The sequence below is a fragment of the Pseudomonas gingeri genome, assembly GCF_013386165.1.
Taxonomy (GTDB): domain Bacteria; phylum Pseudomonadota; class Gammaproteobacteria; order Pseudomonadales; family Pseudomonadaceae; genus Aquipseudomonas; species Aquipseudomonas gingeri_C.
The window spans coordinates 408,648-424,106 of record NZ_JACAOS010000015.1; the positions used below are offsets into that span (position 1 = coordinate 408,648).

General features: G+C 60.8%; 14 protein-coding genes. 6 read left to right on the plus strand and 8 right to left on the minus strand.

Annotated features, from left to right (window positions below; all coding sequences use genetic code 11):
- Positions 1-95 precede the first annotated feature (95 nt).
- The 4 genes from HX866_RS14525 to HX866_RS14540 form a co-directional block, all read right to left on the minus strand.
- Positions 96-332, minus strand: coding sequence for a DUF1653 domain-containing protein (locus HX866_RS14525; RefSeq protein WP_177092427.1), 237 nt, complete (start codon positions 330-332; stop codon positions 96-98).
- Between the two features lie 85 nt (positions 333-417).
- Complete coding sequence (gene fadA, locus HX866_RS14530) at positions 418-1,593, minus strand: acetyl-CoA C-acyltransferase FadA (RefSeq protein WP_177140026.1); 1,176 nt, start codon at positions 1,591-1,593, stop codon at positions 418-420.
- 174 nt (positions 1,594-1,767) lie between these two features.
- Positions 1,768-3,915 (minus strand): fatty acid oxidation complex subunit alpha FadB, encoded by a 2,148-nt coding sequence (gene fadB, locus HX866_RS14535; RefSeq protein WP_177092428.1) that lies wholly within the window; start codon positions 3,913-3,915, stop codon positions 1,768-1,770.
- A 347-nt stretch (positions 3,916-4,262) separates the two neighbouring features.
- Positions 4,263-4,700, minus strand: a complete 438-nt coding sequence (locus HX866_RS14540; protein WP_177092429.1) for a hypothetical protein — start codon at positions 4,698-4,700, stop codon at positions 4,263-4,265.
- 103 nt (positions 4,701-4,803) lie between these two features.
- On the opposite strand from HX866_RS14540, the gene HX866_RS14545 reads away from it, so the two are divergent.
- A complete protein-coding gene (locus tag HX866_RS14545; protein WP_177092430.1) occupies positions 4,804-5,247 on the plus strand; it encodes a universal stress protein in 444 nt (147 codons plus the stop codon).
- Positions 5,248-5,460: 213 nt separating this feature from the next.
- On the opposite strand, the gene HX866_RS14550 is transcribed toward HX866_RS14545, so the two are convergent.
- Positions 5,461-7,377, minus strand: coding sequence for an ATP-binding cassette domain-containing protein (locus tag HX866_RS14550; protein ID WP_177092431.1), 1,917 nt, complete (start codon positions 7,375-7,377; stop codon positions 5,461-5,463).
- Here HX866_RS14550 and HX866_RS14555 point away from each other — a divergent pair.
- Together HX866_RS14555 and HX866_RS14560 are read left to right on the plus strand one after the other, a co-directional pair.
- A complete protein-coding gene (locus tag HX866_RS14555) occupies positions 7,376-7,528 on the plus strand; it encodes a hypothetical protein (RefSeq protein ID WP_177092432.1) in 153 nt (50 codons plus the stop codon). The genes HX866_RS14550 and HX866_RS14555 overlap by 2 nt on opposite strands.
- Positions 7,529-7,590: 62 nt before the next feature.
- Positions 7,591-9,519, plus strand: coding sequence for a transglycosylase SLT domain-containing protein (locus tag HX866_RS14560; protein ID WP_177092433.1), 1,929 nt, complete (start codon positions 7,591-7,593; stop codon positions 9,517-9,519).
- 169 nt (positions 9,520-9,688) lie between these two features.
- Here the strand turns inward: HX866_RS14560 and HX866_RS14565 are convergent, their stop codons facing one another.
- Together HX866_RS14565 and HX866_RS14570 are read right to left on the minus strand one after the other, a co-directional pair.
- The gene (locus HX866_RS14565; RefSeq protein ID WP_177092434.1) at positions 9,689-10,495 is read right to left on the minus strand and encodes an MOSC domain-containing protein; all 807 of its coding nucleotides are present in this window, start codon (positions 10,493-10,495) and stop codon (positions 9,689-9,691) included.
- A gap of 85 nt (positions 10,496-10,580) precedes the next feature.
- Entirely contained in the window at positions 10,581-11,510 is a 930-nt protein-coding gene (locus tag HX866_RS14570; protein WP_177092435.1) for a chemotaxis protein CheV, read from the minus strand.
- Positions 11,511-12,085: 575 nt separating this feature from the next.
- Here HX866_RS14570 and HX866_RS14575 point away from each other — a divergent pair.
- The 3 genes from HX866_RS14575 (at position 12,086) to HX866_RS14585 (ending at position 14,565) form a co-directional block, all read left to right on the plus strand.
- A complete protein-coding gene (locus tag HX866_RS14575; RefSeq protein ID WP_177092436.1) occupies positions 12,086-12,550 on the plus strand; it encodes a hypothetical protein in 465 nt (154 codons plus the stop codon).
- Between the two features lie 465 nt (positions 12,551-13,015).
- A complete protein-coding gene (locus tag HX866_RS14580; protein WP_177093336.1) occupies positions 13,016-13,906 on the plus strand; it encodes a sensor histidine kinase in 891 nt (296 codons plus the stop codon).
- Positions 13,903-14,565 (plus strand): response regulator, encoded by a 663-nt coding sequence (locus tag HX866_RS14585; protein WP_177092437.1) that lies wholly within the window; start codon positions 13,903-13,905, stop codon positions 14,563-14,565. Before HX866_RS14580 ends, HX866_RS14585 begins: the two co-directional genes overlap by 4 nt.
- Here the strand turns inward: HX866_RS14585 and yegS are convergent.
- Positions 14,549-15,448 carry a lipid kinase YegS gene (gene yegS, locus HX866_RS14590; protein ID WP_177125777.1) on the minus strand — a complete coding sequence of 300 codons (900 nt, stop codon included), beginning with the start codon at positions 15,446-15,448 and terminating at the stop codon, positions 14,549-14,551. The genes HX866_RS14585 and yegS overlap by 17 nt on opposite strands.
- Positions 15,449-15,459 lie beyond the last annotated feature (11 nt).

Consider the following 15,459-nt stretch of genomic DNA (forward strand, 5'->3'; position numbering starts at 1 on the left):
TGCTAGAAGTGAGAGGCGGCCTGCGCCTGACGCGGCACCGCTATATATAGTGGCTACAAGGTGAGGTCAAGCGCAGGGTTCTGCGCGCCCTCCCCTCAAGGCCTTGAAAACAGGCTCGGTTCAGCTTGCACCAAAGCAAAGCGCGGGACCTGTTCGCCGTCAACCTCGACCGACTCCAGGAACATGCTCAAGGGACGCACCCAAAAGCCGTAATCGCCATACAGGGCTTGGTAAAACACCAGTTCTTCGCCGCTCTCGGAATGCCGCGCGACGTTGAAAACACGGTACTGCGGCCCCTTGTAATGCTGATAGAGCCCGGGTTCCAATTTCATGTATCGGCTCCTTACAAATAAAAATAAAAAAATTCGGAAAAACAAAAGCCGGGGCACTGGGCCCCGGCTTCCTTCAACGAGACGCTTAGATGCGTTCGAAGACGGTGGTGATGCCCTGGCCGAGGCCAATGCACATGGTGGCCACCCCGAGGGTACCGCCATTCTGCTTCATTACATTGAGCAAAGTGCCGGAAATCCGCGCACCGGAACAACCGAACGGGTGACCCAAGGCAATGGCGCCACCGTGCAGGTTAACCTTCTCGTTCATCTTGTCGAGCACTTTCAAATCCTTGAGCACTGGCAGGGCCTGTGCGGCGAAGGCTTCGTTGAGCTCGAAGAAGTCGATGTCGGAGATGGCCAGGCCCGCACGCTTGAGGGCTTTCTGGGTCGCCGGTACCGGACCGTAGCCCATGATCGCCGGGTCGACACCCGCCACGGCCATGGAGCGGATCACCGCCAAAGGCTGGATCCCCAGGTCCTGGGCACGCTGGGCCGACATCACGATCATGCACGAGGCGCCGTCAGTGATCTGCGAGGAAGTCCCCGCCGTCACGGTGCCACCTTTAGGGTTGAACGCCGGCTTCAAGGCCGCCAGGCTTTCCAGGGTGGTTTCCGGACGAATGGTTTCGTCGTAGTCGAACACCTTGAGGAAGCCGTTCTCGTCATAACCCTGCATCGGGATGATCTCGTCCTTGAACTTGCCTTCCACGGTGGCCTTGTGGGCCAACTGGTGGGAACGCACGCCAAAGGCGTCCTGCTGCTCGCGGGTGATGCCGTGCATCTTGCCAAGCATTTCCGCGGTCAGGCCCATCATGCCCGAGGCCTTCGCCGCGTACAGGGACATGTGCGGGTTCGGATCGACACCGTGCATCATGCCCACGTGGCCCATATGCTCGACGCCGCCGACGACGAACACGTCACCGTTGCCAGTCATGATCGCCTGGGCGGCGGTGTGCAGCGCGCTCATGGACGAGCCACACAGGCGGCTGACGGTCTGGCCGGCAGCGGTATGCGGGATCTGGGTCATCAGCGACGCCATGCGGGCGATGTTCCAGCCCTGCTCCAGGGTCTGGTTCACACAGCCCCAGATCACGTCCTCGACTTCGTTCGGGTCGACCTTGACGTTGCGTTCCAGCAGCTTGCTGATCAGGTGCGCCGACATGTCCTCGGCGCGGGTGTTGCGGTGCATGCCGCCCTTGGAGCGGCCCATCGGAGTACGACCGAAGTCGACAATCACGACGTCTCTAGGATTCAAGCTCATAAATTTCACTCTCGCTCTAGTGGTGCAGGACGGCTGAAAGCTGCTGCGCTCGGCAATACTGCGTTAAAAACAGGCTCGGAATGCTCATTTACAACCCGTAAACTCCGCTTCCTCGCCTGTTTTTGCCTTGTCTTGCCTTCGCTCGCGACGCTTTTATTCCGTCCTGTGCGGCGCTTAACCGAAAAAGCTTTGGCCAGTCTTGGCCATTTCACGCAGTTTCGCGGTCGGGTGGTACAGCGCGCCCAGATCGGCGTACTGATCGGCCAGGGCAACGAATTCGGCCACACCGATGGAGTCGATGTAGCGCAACGCACCGCCACGGAAGGGAGGGAAACCGATACCGTAGACCAGACCCATGTCGGCTTCGGCGGCGGTTTCAACGATACCGTCTTCCAGGCAACGCACGGTTTCCAGGCACAGCGGGACCATCATCCAGTTGATGATGTCCTCGTCGGTCACTTCACGCTGCTCGTAGATGACCGGCTTGAGCACTTCCAGTACGGACGAATCGACGACCTTCTTCTGCTTGCCGCGCTTGTCGGTCTCGTAGGCATAGAAGCCCTTGCCGTTCTTCTGACCCAGGCGCTTGGCCTCGTAGAGGGCGTCCACCGCCGAACGACGGTCGTCCTTCATGCGGTCCGGGAAGCCTTCAGCCATCACGTCACGGCCATGGTGGCCGGTGTCGATGCCGACCACGTCCATCAGGTAGGCCGGGCCCATCGGCCAGCCGAACTTCTCCATGATCTTGTCGATACGGACGAAGTCCACACCCGCGCTGACCAGTTTGGCGAAGCCGCCGAAGTACGGGAACAGGATACGGTTGACCAGGAAGCCCGGGCAGTCGTTGACCACAATCGGGTTCTTGCCCATTTTCTTGGCGTAGGCCACGGTGGTGGCGACCGCTTCTTCGCTGGACTTCTCGCCACGGATCACTTCCACCAGCGGCATCATGTGCACCGGGTTGAAGAAGTGCATGCCGACGAAGTTTTCCGGACGCTTGAGGGCCTTGGCCAGCAGGCTGATGGAAATGGTCGAGGTGTTGGAAGCCAGGATGGCGTCTTCCTTGACCTGGGCTTCCACTTCCGCCAGTACCGCTTGCTTGACTTTAGGGTTCTCGACGACCGCCTCGACCACCAGGTCGACGTGACCGAAGTCACCGTAGGACAGGGTCGGACGAATGCCATTGAGCACTTCGGCCATCTTCGCGGCAGTCATGCGGCCTTTATCAACGCGACCGACCAGCAGTTTCGCGGCTTCCGCCAGACCCTGCTCGATACCGTGCTCGTTGATGTCCTTCATCAGGATCGGCGTGCCTTTGGAAGCCGACTGATAAGCGATACCGCCACCCATGATACCGGCGCCCAATACGGCGGCCTGTTTCACGTCCTTGGCGATTTCGTCGTAGGCCTTGGCCTTTTTCTTCAGTTCCTGGTCATTCAGGAACAGACCGATCAGGCTTTGCGCAGCCGAGGTCTTGGCCAGTTTCACGAAACCGGCGGCTTCGACTTCCAGGGCCTTGTCGCGACCGAAGTTGGCGGCTTTCTGGATGGTCTTGATGGCTTCGACCGGAGCCGGGTAGTTCGGACCGGCTTGACCGGCGACAAAACCCTTGGCGGTTTCGAAGGCCATCATCTGTTCGATGGCGTTAAGCTTGAGTTTGTCCAGCTTCGGCTGGCGCTTGGCCTTGTAATCGAACTCGCCGGAGATAGCGCGCTTGAGCAGTTCGAGGGCGGCTTCCTGGAGTTTTTCCGCAGCGACCACGGCATCGACGGCGCCGACTTTCAGGGCGTCTTCGGCACGGTTTTCCTTACCGGCGGCAATCCACTCGATGGCGTTGTCCGCACCGATCAGGCGCGGCAGACGGACGGTACCGCCGAAGCCCGGGTAGATGCCCAGCTTGACTTCCGGCAGGCCGATCTTGGCGCTGTCGGCCATGACGCGGAAATCCGCGGCCAGGCACATTTCCAGACCGCCGCCCAGGGCGATGCCGTTGATCGCGGCGACAGTCGGCACGGCGAGGTCTTCGAAATCGCTGAAAATCTTGTTGGCTTCGAGGTTGGCGGCCACCAACTCGGCATCCGGCAACTTGAAGTTGTCGACAAATTCGGTGATGTCGGCGCCGACGATAAACACGTCCTTGCCGCTGCTGACGATGACGCCCTTGACGGACGCATCTGCCTTGAGGGTGTCCACGGCCTGACGCAATTCGCTCAGGGTTAGACGGTTGAACTTGTTGACGGACTCACCCTTGAGGTCGAACTTCAGTTCGACGATGCCACTTTCAAGAGCCTTAACCGTGATGGCTTTACCTTCGTAAATCATCAACTGATCTCCACGATATGGAAGCTGAACAGTACACGTCGGACGCGGGCGGATGGTACGGCATGAACGTTACCGTCAATGCTACGCCAAGCCGCCAGGCACACCCGCCAACGCGATAGTCGGGATTCTGTTTGGAGCCGTCTGATCAGACAAACGCTCAATTCATACGCCCGTTTGATTTGGGTGTGGACACCTTCACGGAATTCGCGGCAATTGTCAATTGCCGAAAACATTGCCAAAAAAACGACTTCCCGGTCATATTCCGGGCGTGAAAGCGCTTGGGTGCCAGGCTTTATGGGCACCCATTCAGGAATTCAATAGTGTAGTGGCGGGCGGCCGATCCTGCGTCAAGCCAGGGCCTTGAGCACCGCCGCAATGGCCGGCAAGGCCTGGGCATCACCACGCTCACCCCAGTAGATGGCGATCATCTGCTTGTCCGCCTCGATCTTGTAGGCGTTGTCCGGCAACGTGCGCAAATGCATCAGCAGCTTGTCGTCGGTCAAGGTTTCCCGCCACTGGTTGGCCCAGACTCCCGGGGCGGTTTGCCAGTAACACCAGCACGGGCTGTCGGCGCGCAGGCGTGGCCGATGATATTGCGCACAGGGGCTCGGCGGCTCCTGCGCCAGCCAGTGCGGCCACTCCTGGGGCGCCAGTTGCATGCCCAGGCCGATGCGCCGTGCCTCCATGCGCACGGCCATCATTCCGCTCTGGCGGCGCGAAGGACGCAACCAGGCCAGAGGGCTCAATACCAGCGCGAGGATTGACACCACTATCCATACCGTCATATCTAACTCTCTCGATTCTTGATGAGCGATGGGTTCGCCGCTGAACCAATCCGCTTGAAACCAGCCATACTTAAAGCTAATGCGATCCTCAGGAGTGCCTTTCATGAGCTACGAACACATTCTGGTAGCTGTCGACCTGACAGAAGAATGCGACCCGGTCATCAAGCGCGCGCGCGAACTGTCGGTCAGCAGCGGAGCCAGGCTATCACTGGTGCATATCGTCGAACCCATGGCCATGGCCTTCGGTGGCGACGTGCCCATGGACCTTTCGCAGTTGCAGCAACAGCAATTCGACCAGGCCAAGGAGCGCCTCGATCGCCTGATCGTCAAGTACCCGGAACTCTCGAAAGACAACTGCCACCTGACCTACGGCCAGCCGCGCCAGGAAATCCATCACCTGGCCAAGGAACAGCATTGCGACCTGATCGTGGTCGGCAGCCATGGCCGCCACGGCCTGGCCCTGCTGCTGGGCTCCACCGCCAATGACGTGCTGCACGGTGCGCCCTGCGATGTGCTGGCGGTGCATCTGGTCAAGCGTCCGAGCTGATCCCGAAGCCCCTCCCCCTCCCTGTAGGAGCGAGCTTGCTCGCGATGGACCTCAACGATAACGCGGGGCACCTGATGCCCTGCGGTGACCGGGATACCATCGCGAGCAAGCTCGCTCCTACAGGTCCGCGCTTCCGCACGAGATCGGCGAGACCAACAAAAAGCCCGGCATCCACACAGGTTGGGGCCGGGCTTTTTTGTCACTCAGCGATCACTAAGCGTCCAGCTCGGCCCAACGCTCCACCATCACTTCCAGCTCGGCCTGGAGTTTTTCCAGCCCGGCGATGACCGCTGCGGTCTCCGCCGCCGGACGCTGATAAAACCGCGCCTCGGCCATTTCAGCTTCAACAGCGGCAATCTGCTGTTCCTTGGCTTCGATCTCGCCCGGCAACGCTTCCAGCTCGCGCTGCAACTTGTAGCTGAGTTTTTTCTTCGCCACCGGCTGCTCGACCGCTGCCACCGGCGCTGGGGCTGCCGTGACTACCGCAGAATTGAGCTCGGCCTTGCCGGACTTGTTCTCGGTCACGCCCAGCAAACGCGGCGAACCGCCCTGGCGCAGCCAGTCCTGGTAACCACCGACGTACTCGCGCACCTTGCCCTCACCTTCGAAGACCAGGGTGCTGGTGACCACGTTGTCGAGGAAGGCCCGGTCGTGACTGACCATCAGCACGGTGCCGCTGAACGTCAGCAGCACTTCTTCCAGCAACTCGAGGGTTTCCACATCGAGGTCGTTGGTCGGTTCGTCGAGTACCAGCAGGTTGGAAGGCTTGCTGAACAGCTTGGCCAGCAGCAGGCGTGCACGCTCACCACCGGACAAGGCCTTGACCGGCGTACGGGCGCGTTGCGGGCTGAACAGGAAATCGCCCAGGTAGCTCAGCACGTGACGGCTCTGGCCATCGATGTCGATAAAGTCGCGACCCTCGGCGACGTTGTCGATCACGGTCTTTTCCAGGTCCAGCTGATGGCGCAACTGGTCGAAATAGGCCACGTCGATCCGCGTGCCCTCTTCAACCTTGCCGCTGGTCGGTTGCAGACCATTGAGCATCAGCTTGAGCAAGGTGGTCTTGCCGGTACCGTTGGCACCGAGCAGGCCGATCCGGTCGCCACGCTGCAGGACCATGGAGAAGTCCTTGATCAGGAACGGACCGCCCGGGTGCGCAAAGCTGACGTTTTCCAGCACCATCACCTGTTTGCCGGACTTGTCGGCGGTGTCGAGCTGAATGTTCGCCTTGCCGGTACGCTCGCGGCGTTCGCTACGCTCCACGCGCAAGGCTTTCAATGCCCGCACGCGGCCTTCGTTACGGGTCCGGCGGGCCTTGATGCCCTGGCGGATCCAGACTTCTTCCTGGGCCAGGCGCTTGTCGAACAGCGCATTGGCGGTTTCCTCGGCAGCCAGGGTGGCTTCCTTGTGCACCAGGAAGCTGGCGTAGTCGCCGTTCCAGTCGATCAGGCCGCCGCGGTCCAGTTCCAGGATGCGGGTTGCCAGGTTCTGCAGGAAGGAACGGTCGTGAGTGATGAACAACACCGCGCCCTGGAAATCCTTCAAGGCTTCTTCCAGCCAGGCAATGGCACCGATATCCAGGTGGTTGGTCGGTTCGTCGAGCAACAACAGGTCCGGTTCGGAAACCAGAGCCTGGGCCAACAGGACGCGCCGACGCCAGCCACCGGACAACTCGGCGAGGGTCTTGTCGGCCGGCAGTTGCAGGCGGCTCAAGGTGCTGTCGACCAGGGTCTGCAAGCGCCAGCCATCACGGGCTTCGAGGTCGTGCTGGACATGCATGAGCTTGTCCAGGTCGGCATCGGTGACGATGTTCTGGCTCAGGTGGTGATACTCGGCGAGCAACGCGCCGACCCCGTCCAGGCCCTCGGCAACCACGTCGAACACGGTACGTTCGTCGGCCAGCGGCAACTCTTGCGGCAACTCGCCGATCTTGAGGCCGGGGGCACGCCAGACGGAGCCGTCATCGGGCTTTTGCACGCCCTTGACCAGCTTCAACATGCTGGACTTGCCTGTGCCGTTGCGGCCGATGATGCACACCCGCTCACCACGGGCGATCTGCCACGACACCTTGTCCAACAACGGCATGGCGCCGAAGGCAAGGGACACATCGCTGAATTTGAGCAGGGTCATGAGCTTCTCCAAAAACCGGGCGCGCATTCTACCTGACTTGAGACAGGAGGCGGCCGGCAATTTTATCGGCACCTCGGTTCAAGATGACAATTGGTATCAAGTTACGTACAGCGGGCCGCAAAACTTTCGCCCGCAGCCGGCAAAAGGCTAAGCTACCCGGCAATCAGCGTCGCATTGCAGCGGTGCTCGTCAGGTTTTTTGTTCGGAACTCCCATGCGCAGCCGTCTTTTCAACTTTTTATCGTGTCTGCTTCTTTCCGCCTGCGCCCTCCAGACCGCCCAGGCTGCCGATCTCTCCCAGCAACGCCAGTTCTACGATGAAGCCAAGCGTGCCCTTGCCAAGGGTGACTCAGGCCCCTATTTCCGTTACCAGGACGCCCTGCGGGACTACCCGCTGGAACCCTACCTGGCCTACGACGAGTTGACCGCGCGCCTGAAAACCGCGAGCAATGCCGAGATCGAGCAATTCCTCGCCGAACATGGCGACCTGCCCCAGGCCAACTGGATGAAGCTGCGCTGGTTGCGCTGGCTGGCCGATCGCGGTGACTGGCAGCCCTTCGTCAAGTACTACGACCCCAAGCTGAACTTCACTGAACTGGACTGCCTCAACGGCCAGTACCAGCTCAGCCACAACCTGCTTGCCGAGGGTTATGCCACGGCGGAAAAACTCTGGCTGACCGGCAAGAGCCAACCGAGCGCCTGTGACGCCCTGTTCAGCAGTTGGGCCGCCGCCGGCCAACTGACCGAACAGAAACGCTGGCAGCGCCTGAAACTGGCCGCCGAAGCCCGCAACTACAGCCTGGCCACCAGCCTGGTCAGCGGCTTGACCACCCTCGCCGCGCAAGGTCGACTGCTGATCGACGTGGCCCAGCGACCGGACATGCTGAGCCAGCCCTCGCGCTTCACCCCGGCGGATGAAGCGATGTCCGACGTGGTCGGCCTCGGCCTGCGCCGCCTGGCCCGCCAGGATCCGGACAAGGCGATGCCGCTGCTCGACAGTTATGCCGTGAGCATGCACTTCTCCCGTGACGAAAAGGTTGCGATCGCCCGCGAAATCGGCCTGACCCTGGCTCGCAGCTACGACAGCCGCGCGCTGGACATCATGACCCAGTACGACCCGGAACTGCGGGACAACACCGTGACCGAGTGGCGCCTGCGCCTGCTGTTGCGCCTGGGCCGCTGGGAAGACGCCTACCAGTTGACCCGCCGCCTGCCGCCAGAGCTGGCCACCACCAACCGCTGGCGCTACTGGCAGGCCCGCAGTCTGGAACTGGCACAACCGCACAACCCACAGGCGCAGGTGCTGTTCAAGGTGGTTGCCCGCGAACGGGATTTCTACGGCTTCCTCGCCGCCGATCGCTCGCAGACCCCGTACCAGTTGACCAACCGACCGCTGGTACTCAGTCAGCAGTTGATCAACAAGGTCCGCAATACCCCCGGCATACGCCGCGCACTGGAACTGCATGACCGCGGCCAGGTGGTCGACGGACGTCGCGAGTGGTACCACGTCAGCCGCCTGTTCAGCCGCGATGAAATGGTCGCCCAGGCCAAGCTGGCCTATGACCTGAAATGGTATTTCCCGGCCATCCGCACCATCAGCCAGGCGCAATACTGGGATGACCTGGATATCCGCTTCCCCATGGCCCACCGCGACACCCTGGTGCGCGAAGCCAAGATCCGCGGGCTGCACTCGAGCTGGGTATTTGCCATCACCCGCCAGGAAAGCGCCTTCATGGATGACGCCCGCTCAGGCGTGGGTGCCAGCGGACTGATGCAACTGATGCCAGGGACCGCCAAGGAAACCGCGCGCAAGTTCAGCATTCCCCTGGCTTCGCCGCAGCAGGTGCTGGACCCGGACAAGAACGTCCAACTGGGCGCGGCTTATCTGAGCCAGGTGCACGGTCAGTTCAACGGCAACCGCGTGCTCGCGACAGCCGCCTACAACGCCGGCCCCGGCCGCGTCAGGCAGTGGCTCAAGGGCGCCAACCACCTGGGCTTCGATGTATGGGTGGAAAGCATTCCATTCGACGAAACCCGCCAGTACGTGCAGAACGTATTGTCGTACGCGGTGATCTACGGTCAGAAGCTCAACGTGCCGCAGCCGTTGGTGGATTGGAACGAGCGCTATTTCGACGACCAATAACGCCGCTCCTGTAGGAGCCGGCTTGCTGGCGATGAACGATAACGCGGTGTGCCTGAGTGAGATACCGCGTCGCCTTCATCGCCAGCAAGCCGGCTCCCACAAAGACCACGTTGACCGATATTGAGAACGCAAGGAGCAAGACGGCATTTAGTGTCGTTAAAGCCCCTGCCTATTCGAGCACCGTCACCGGCATCCCGACTTCCAGCACGCCCTGGCCATCGTTGACCAGGTTCTGCCCGAACATCACCTCACCGTCCTGCTCACGATAAGTCTTGAGGGTCGTCAACGGCTCGCGGTCAGCGCTGCGCTCACCGGTTTGCGGATCGAGGGTGGTCAGAATGCAGCGGGAACAGGGCTTCACCACGCGAAACTCGACATCGCCGATACGAATGCGCTTCCAACCGTCCTCGGCAAAGGCCTCGCTACCCTCGATCACCAGGTTGGGCCGAAAGCGCAGCATTTCCAGCTCACGCCCGACCTTCTGCGACAGATCCTCCAGGGAAGCCTGGCCGATCAACAGCAGGGGGAAACCATCGGCAAACGCCACCCGGTCCTCTTCCTTGCCGTAGCCGGCCTCGGTCAGGCGGGCCCGCTCCAACGGCACATGCACCAGGCGGGTCGGCTTGCCGATAAACCCGCTCAGCCAGGCCGCCGCCTCGTCACCGGCATCCGGTACGCGCAAGGTGTCGCTCCAGATAGTCACGCCACGCAAGGTGTCGTCCGTCCCGGGCAGCGCGACGTCCAGCGCCGAATGGCCGGGAGCACTCAGGGTCAGGCCGCCGGCGACATTCCACAGCGCCGACAATTGACTCATCTTGCCCACTGCGCGCTGGGTCAGAAAGCGTCCGCTGGCTTCGTCCACCAGCATCCAGCGCCGATCCCCGGCCAGGCCCAGCTCATCCAGCGGGCTCTGGCGCAAGGCCTCGCCCCTGGCGGACTTCAACGGATATCGATACAGCGCGCTCAGACGCAACATGCCCAGCTCCCCGAGAGACAAAACAGCGATTCTACAGGAGGCTGGGCACAACGGCATTTTTGCGCTGGAACGCGGTTTTGCGAAATCAGGCGTTATCCAGCATCAACCGCTGGCGCACCACATCCACCAACTTGTCCGGCTGGAACTTGGAGAGGAAGTTGTCGCAACCGACCTTCTTCACCATGGCATCGTTGAAACTACCGGACAGCGAGGTGTGCAGCACCACATATAACCCGCGCAGGCGCGGGTCGTTACGAATTTCAGTGGTCAGGCGGTAGCCGTCCATCTCCGGCATTTCCGCATCGGTGAAGACCATCAGCAGTTTGTCGGTCATCACCGCACCACTATCCGCCCAGCCCTTGAGCATGTTCAAGGCCTTCAGGCCGTCGCTGGCGATATGCATTTTCACCCCCAACTGCCCGAGGGTATCGCGCAACTGGGACAGCGCCACGTTCGAGTCATCGACCAGCAGCACTTCGCGACCACGGGCCTGCTCCATGATCGGATCGTCGAGCTTCTCACGGGAGACCTTGGCGTTGTACGGCACAATCTCGGCCAGGACCTTTTCCACGTCGATGATTTCCACCAACTGGTCATCCACTTTGCTGATGGCGGTCAGGTAATGCTGGCGACCCGCGCTGGTCGGCGGCGGCAGGATCGCTTCCCAGTTCATGTTGACGATACGGTCCACGCCACCGACCAGGAACGCCTGCACCGAACGGTTGTACTCGGTGACGATGATGGTGCTGTTGGGCCCCGGCACCAGTGGGCGCATGCCGATCGCCTGGGACAGGTCGATCACCGGCAGGGTCTGGCCGCGCAGGTTGACCACACCACAGACGAACGGATGACGCTGGGGCATCAAGGTCAACTTGGGCAGTTGCAGCACTTCCTGAACCTTGAATACGTTGATCGCGAACAGCTGGCGCCCCGCCAGGCGAAACATGAGAATTTCCAGCCGGTTCTCACCCACCAATTGCGTACGTTGATCTACTGTGTCGAGAATGCCGGCCATTAATGACTCCTGGGCTTGCTGCTGAAAGTGACATTGAATAGGTTATCGGCGGAGAACTTCGGACCTTGACCCTCCGACCAAATGCCTGCCAAAAGCATTGATGTCACATTAACATCATGCTTTACTCAATTCACCTCCTCGCCGTCGCCAGGCAATACCCAGCGCGACCGCCGATTTCACTTATAGTTCCCCATACTAGGGGAATCCCCTAGCGACAATCAGGCCCAACCTGATATTCGCGATATCCAATAGCCATTAATGTGACGCCATTCTCATTGCATGAATGGAGTCAGGCTCTTGCCTTTGATCGCAGGACCACGGCCAGCCAGCCAGGTGAAAACCCTCACCGAACAGGCTCAGGCCCTCTGGACCGCCACTTTCGGTGAATCTCTGCGCGCCTGCACGGAGGGCTTTTCGCCGCCTGCCAGCCTGCCCTTGAGAACAAAATGCAATCACTATAATTCGAAACAATCAGAAACAGACTACAGACACAGACAGTCTGTCGGCCTTAACGTTAAAACCGTTCGCCCCGTGCGACTTTCTATCGCCTGCCTATGCAATCAAGGAGATAAAGCATGCTGAACGGTCTAGAGCGGCAAGCCGGCCTACCGCAGTTTCTGGTGGAAGCCCAAACCCTGCAAACGAAGATGCAGGAGTGCTGCCAGCACCTGGAGCTGATCCGCAACGACAAGGACGCCATTGATTGCCTCCTCGTCTCGCTGCATACCCTGGCCAACTGCGCGCAAGGCCTGGGCGTACGCTCGATGGCCCGGTTCTCGCGGCAGATCCATGCCCTCCTGAGTCAGCCCCAGGACCCGCTCAATCTCCATGAAGACGCCCTGCTGGCTTTGCGTAATTGCCTGACGCTACTGGCCTGGCAGGTCGAATTGATCGACCCGAAAACCGGCCAACTGGGCCTGGACGACGAAGAAGAGTCCGAACTGATCACCGCACTTGCTATCCAGACCGGCCAATACGGATCAGCCATCACCGGACCGAAGACCTTCACCCTGATCACCTTCCCTGAACGATCCGTTTGAACCGCTCGCCTTCCTCCCGCCTTCGATCCGCCCTCTTCATACCCAAAAACGACAATAACAACTCACCTCGAACTTTCAGGTTCCAGGCCGTGGTTTTTTAATGCAAAAAGAATAACTAGTGTCTACGCGATAAAAGTCCCCGAACAGCGTTCGGGCTTCGACTAGAGTAAGATGATGCCGCAGAGTTTATGGAACAAACGTGCAAGAAAAGTTGACCACTCGGACATATATCCACCGAACGCCACCGGCCTTGGATGGTGTAATGTCATGCAAAAAACTTTCATATGTACTTGTACAACATAGTAATTTTATCAACAGATGCCAAAATGACATCATTGCGCAAAATTTCTCAGCCTGACACTGTTCACCCGAATCAACGTATTAAACCGTACCTGTTTTTCAAACTTGGCCTGTCGGTTGTCCTGACGGTCTACCCGTAGCGAACATTCATTGGCTCCATACGCTATGTACGCCAGCCTCAAGTCATTCAAGCCTTGGCTCCCCTCTCGAAGAAATGCCCGCCGGCTGACCACTGTGCTTTGCATCGGTTCGGCCATCGCCAGCCTGCTCGTCTACAGCACCTGCGCCAGCTTTCCACCCGAATTACTGATCCTCAACCTGGCCGCCCTGGCCAGCGTCTGGCTCCAGCACCGCGACTCCGGCACCTCCATTCAGTTCCAGCCGCAGGAACTGGCCGACCGCCTGCTACAGGTGCAGGAAAACGAACGGCATCGCCTCAGCCGCGAACTGCATGACGACATCGGCCAGTTGCTCACGGCGGCCAAGCTCCAGACCCAGTGGCTGCAACGGCGCTTGCCGGATGATCTGCAAAGCCACTGCGAGACCCTGGGCAACACCCTCGACGAGACCCTGGCCAAGGTTCGCGACGTTTCGGCGATCCTCAACCCCCGTCAGTTGACCAGCCTCGGCCTGGAAGCCAGCCTGCGCGCGCATTTGCTCAAGACCCTGGAAAACACCAGCGTGCTCTGGAGCCTGGAGTGCCACCAACGATTGACCGGCATCCCCGAGGAAATGGCGGTGACCGCGTTCCGCGTCACCCAGGAAGCCGTCACCAATATGCTGCGCCATGCCCAGGCATATAACCTGTTGGTACGGATCAAACGCCTGCCCGAAGGTTTGTCCCTGCACATCGCCGACGACGGCCAGGGCTTTTCACCGGCGCGCAATCCCGCCGAAGCAGGCCAGCGTGGCATGGCCGGTATGGCCGAGCGCATCGAACAGGCAGGCGGAACATTGACAGTCAGTAGCGGACCCGGCAAAGGTACGCAGATCGAAGCACTGCTGCCCTGGGCGCCGCGCGCCCTGGAACGCGCCAGCAAGAATAAGGCTCCATGACCTGCACCCTACTTCTGGTGGATGACCACTCACTGATCCGGGCCGGTGTCCGCGCCCTGGTACTGGATATCCCGGGTTACGCCGTGATCGGCGAAGCCAGCGATGGCGCGCAGCTGCTCGAGGCCGTGGAACAGCTGAACCCGGACATCATCCTGCTCGACCTGTCCATGCGCGAAACCGGTGGCCTGGATGCCTTGCGCAAACTCAAGGCGGTGCGCCCCCAGAGCAAGGTGTTGATCCTGTCGATGCACACCGACCCGCAGTTGGTCATGCAGGCCCTGGAAATCGGTGCCCACGGCTACCTGCTCAAGGACACCACCGCCACCGAACTGGCCCAGGCCCTGGATGCCCTGCGCAACAATGAACGCTACCTGAGCCCGGCCATCGCCCACACGGTGATCAACCAGGCCCTGACCCAGGTCCAACGCAACCTGCCAGCCGAAAGGACAGTCAACCACAACCTGACCGGGCGCCAACTGGAAATCCTGCGGCTGATCGTGCGCGGCAAGTCGACCCGGGAAATCGCCAATGGCCTGGGCCTGAGCATCAAGACCGTGGAAACCCACCGCTCACAGATCATGAAGCGACTGCAGATCTTCGACGTCGCCGGCCTGGTGCTGTTCGCGGTGCGCGAGCAGATCATCAGCCTCGACGACTGAGCAGCGGCGAGCCCTCGGGCAGGTGGACCCGCAAGGCCGCCGGACGGACCTCGAAGCGCAGGCTGTCGCTGTGCAGCGGCTCGCCGTCAAGATTGAGGTACAGCCCCTCGGACACCTTGATTTCGATCCAGGGCAAGCGAGCCCGGACGAACAGGTTGTCCAACCCCCAGCCACCGCTCATCAACTCACGCAAGGTGCCGACCATCTCCTGGGGTGCCGGCAGGATGCTGATATCGAGCAAGCCATCGTCCACCAGCGCCTCCGGACACAGTGGGTGCCCACCTCCCGCCTGGCGACCGTTACCGATGCCCAGCGCCAGCAGATCGCCCTGCCAATGAAAATCCGGTCCCTGCAGCTCGCCATAGGCGACATGCAGCTCACTGAAACGACTGAGGCCGGTGAACAGATAGGCAGCGCCGCCCAGCAGCTTCTTCAGGTCCTCCGAGGTATTGGCAGTGACCTGGCTGCCAAAGCCGCCGGTGGCCATGTTGAGGAACATCTGCTCACCCACACTGCCGAGGTCGATCGTATGGGCCGGGGCCTCCAGCAACGCCAAGGCTTCAACCGGCTCCAGCGGCACACCGGCCGAACGGGCAAAGTCATTGGCGGTCCCCAGCGGTAGCAGCACCAGACTGGCGTGCGTATCGGCGCTGGCCAAGGCTTCGGCGATATCGCGCAAAGTGCCGTCACCGCCACCGGCAATCAGTTGCCGATAGCCCAGCGCCAGGGCTTCACCGACCAGGCGCTGCGCATCGCCGGCCTCCCAGGTCAAGCGCACCGCCAAGTCCCAGCCCTCGGCCCGCTTGCCTTCGACGGCGGCCCGCACGCTCTCGTTGAGGGCTTGCTTGCCGTGCAGAATCAACAATGCCTTGCGCTCGCTCATGAGCCCCATCT

What these genes read in the sequence shown, in the direction of transcription:
- HX866_RS14560 (WP_177092433.1), top strand. Translation starts at nt 7,591, where the DNA reads ATGCGCAGCCGTCTTTTCAACTTTTTATCGTGTCTGCTTCTTTCCGCC.
- HX866_RS14550 (WP_177092431.1), bottom strand. Translation starts at nt 7,377, where the DNA reads ATGACCCTGCTCAAATTCAGCGATGTGTCCCTTGCCTTCGGCGCCATG.
- HX866_RS14565 (WP_177092434.1), bottom strand. Translation starts at nt 10,495, where the DNA reads ATGTTGCGTCTGAGCGCGCTGTATCGATATCCGTTGAAGTCCGCCAGG.
- HX866_RS14540 (WP_177092429.1), bottom strand. Translation starts at nt 4,700, where the DNA reads ATGACGGTATGGATAGTGGTGTCAATCCTCGCGCTGGTATTGAGCCCT.
- yegS (WP_177125777.1), bottom strand. Translation starts at nt 15,448, where the DNA reads ATGAGCGAGCGCAAGGCATTGTTGATTCTGCACGGCAAGCAAGCCCTC.
- HX866_RS14580 (WP_177093336.1), top strand. Translation starts at nt 13,016, where the DNA reads ATGTACGCCAGCCTCAAGTCATTCAAGCCTTGGCTCCCCTCTCGAAGA.
- HX866_RS14525 (WP_177092427.1), bottom strand. Translation starts at nt 332, where the DNA reads ATGAAATTGGAACCCGGGCTCTATCAGCATTACAAGGGGCCGCAGTAC.
- HX866_RS14585 (WP_177092437.1), top strand. Translation starts at nt 13,903, where the DNA reads ATGACCTGCACCCTACTTCTGGTGGATGACCACTCACTGATCCGGGCC.
- HX866_RS14545 (WP_177092430.1), top strand. Translation starts at nt 4,804, where the DNA reads ATGAGCTACGAACACATTCTGGTAGCTGTCGACCTGACAGAAGAATGC.
- HX866_RS14575 (WP_177092436.1), top strand. Translation starts at nt 12,086, where the DNA reads ATGCTGAACGGTCTAGAGCGGCAAGCCGGCCTACCGCAGTTTCTGGTG.
- HX866_RS14555 (WP_177092432.1), top strand. Translation starts at nt 7,376, where the DNA reads ATGAGCTTCTCCAAAAACCGGGCGCGCATTCTACCTGACTTGAGACAG.
- HX866_RS14570 (WP_177092435.1), bottom strand. Translation starts at nt 11,510, where the DNA reads ATGGCCGGCATTCTCGACACAGTAGATCAACGTACGCAATTGGTGGGT.
- fadB (WP_177092428.1), bottom strand. Translation starts at nt 3,915, where the DNA reads ATGATTTACGAAGGTAAAGCCATCACGGTTAAGGCTCTTGAAAGTGGC.
- fadA (WP_177140026.1), bottom strand. Translation starts at nt 1,593, where the DNA reads ATGAGCTTGAATCCTAGAGACGTCGTGATTGTCGACTTCGGTCGTACT.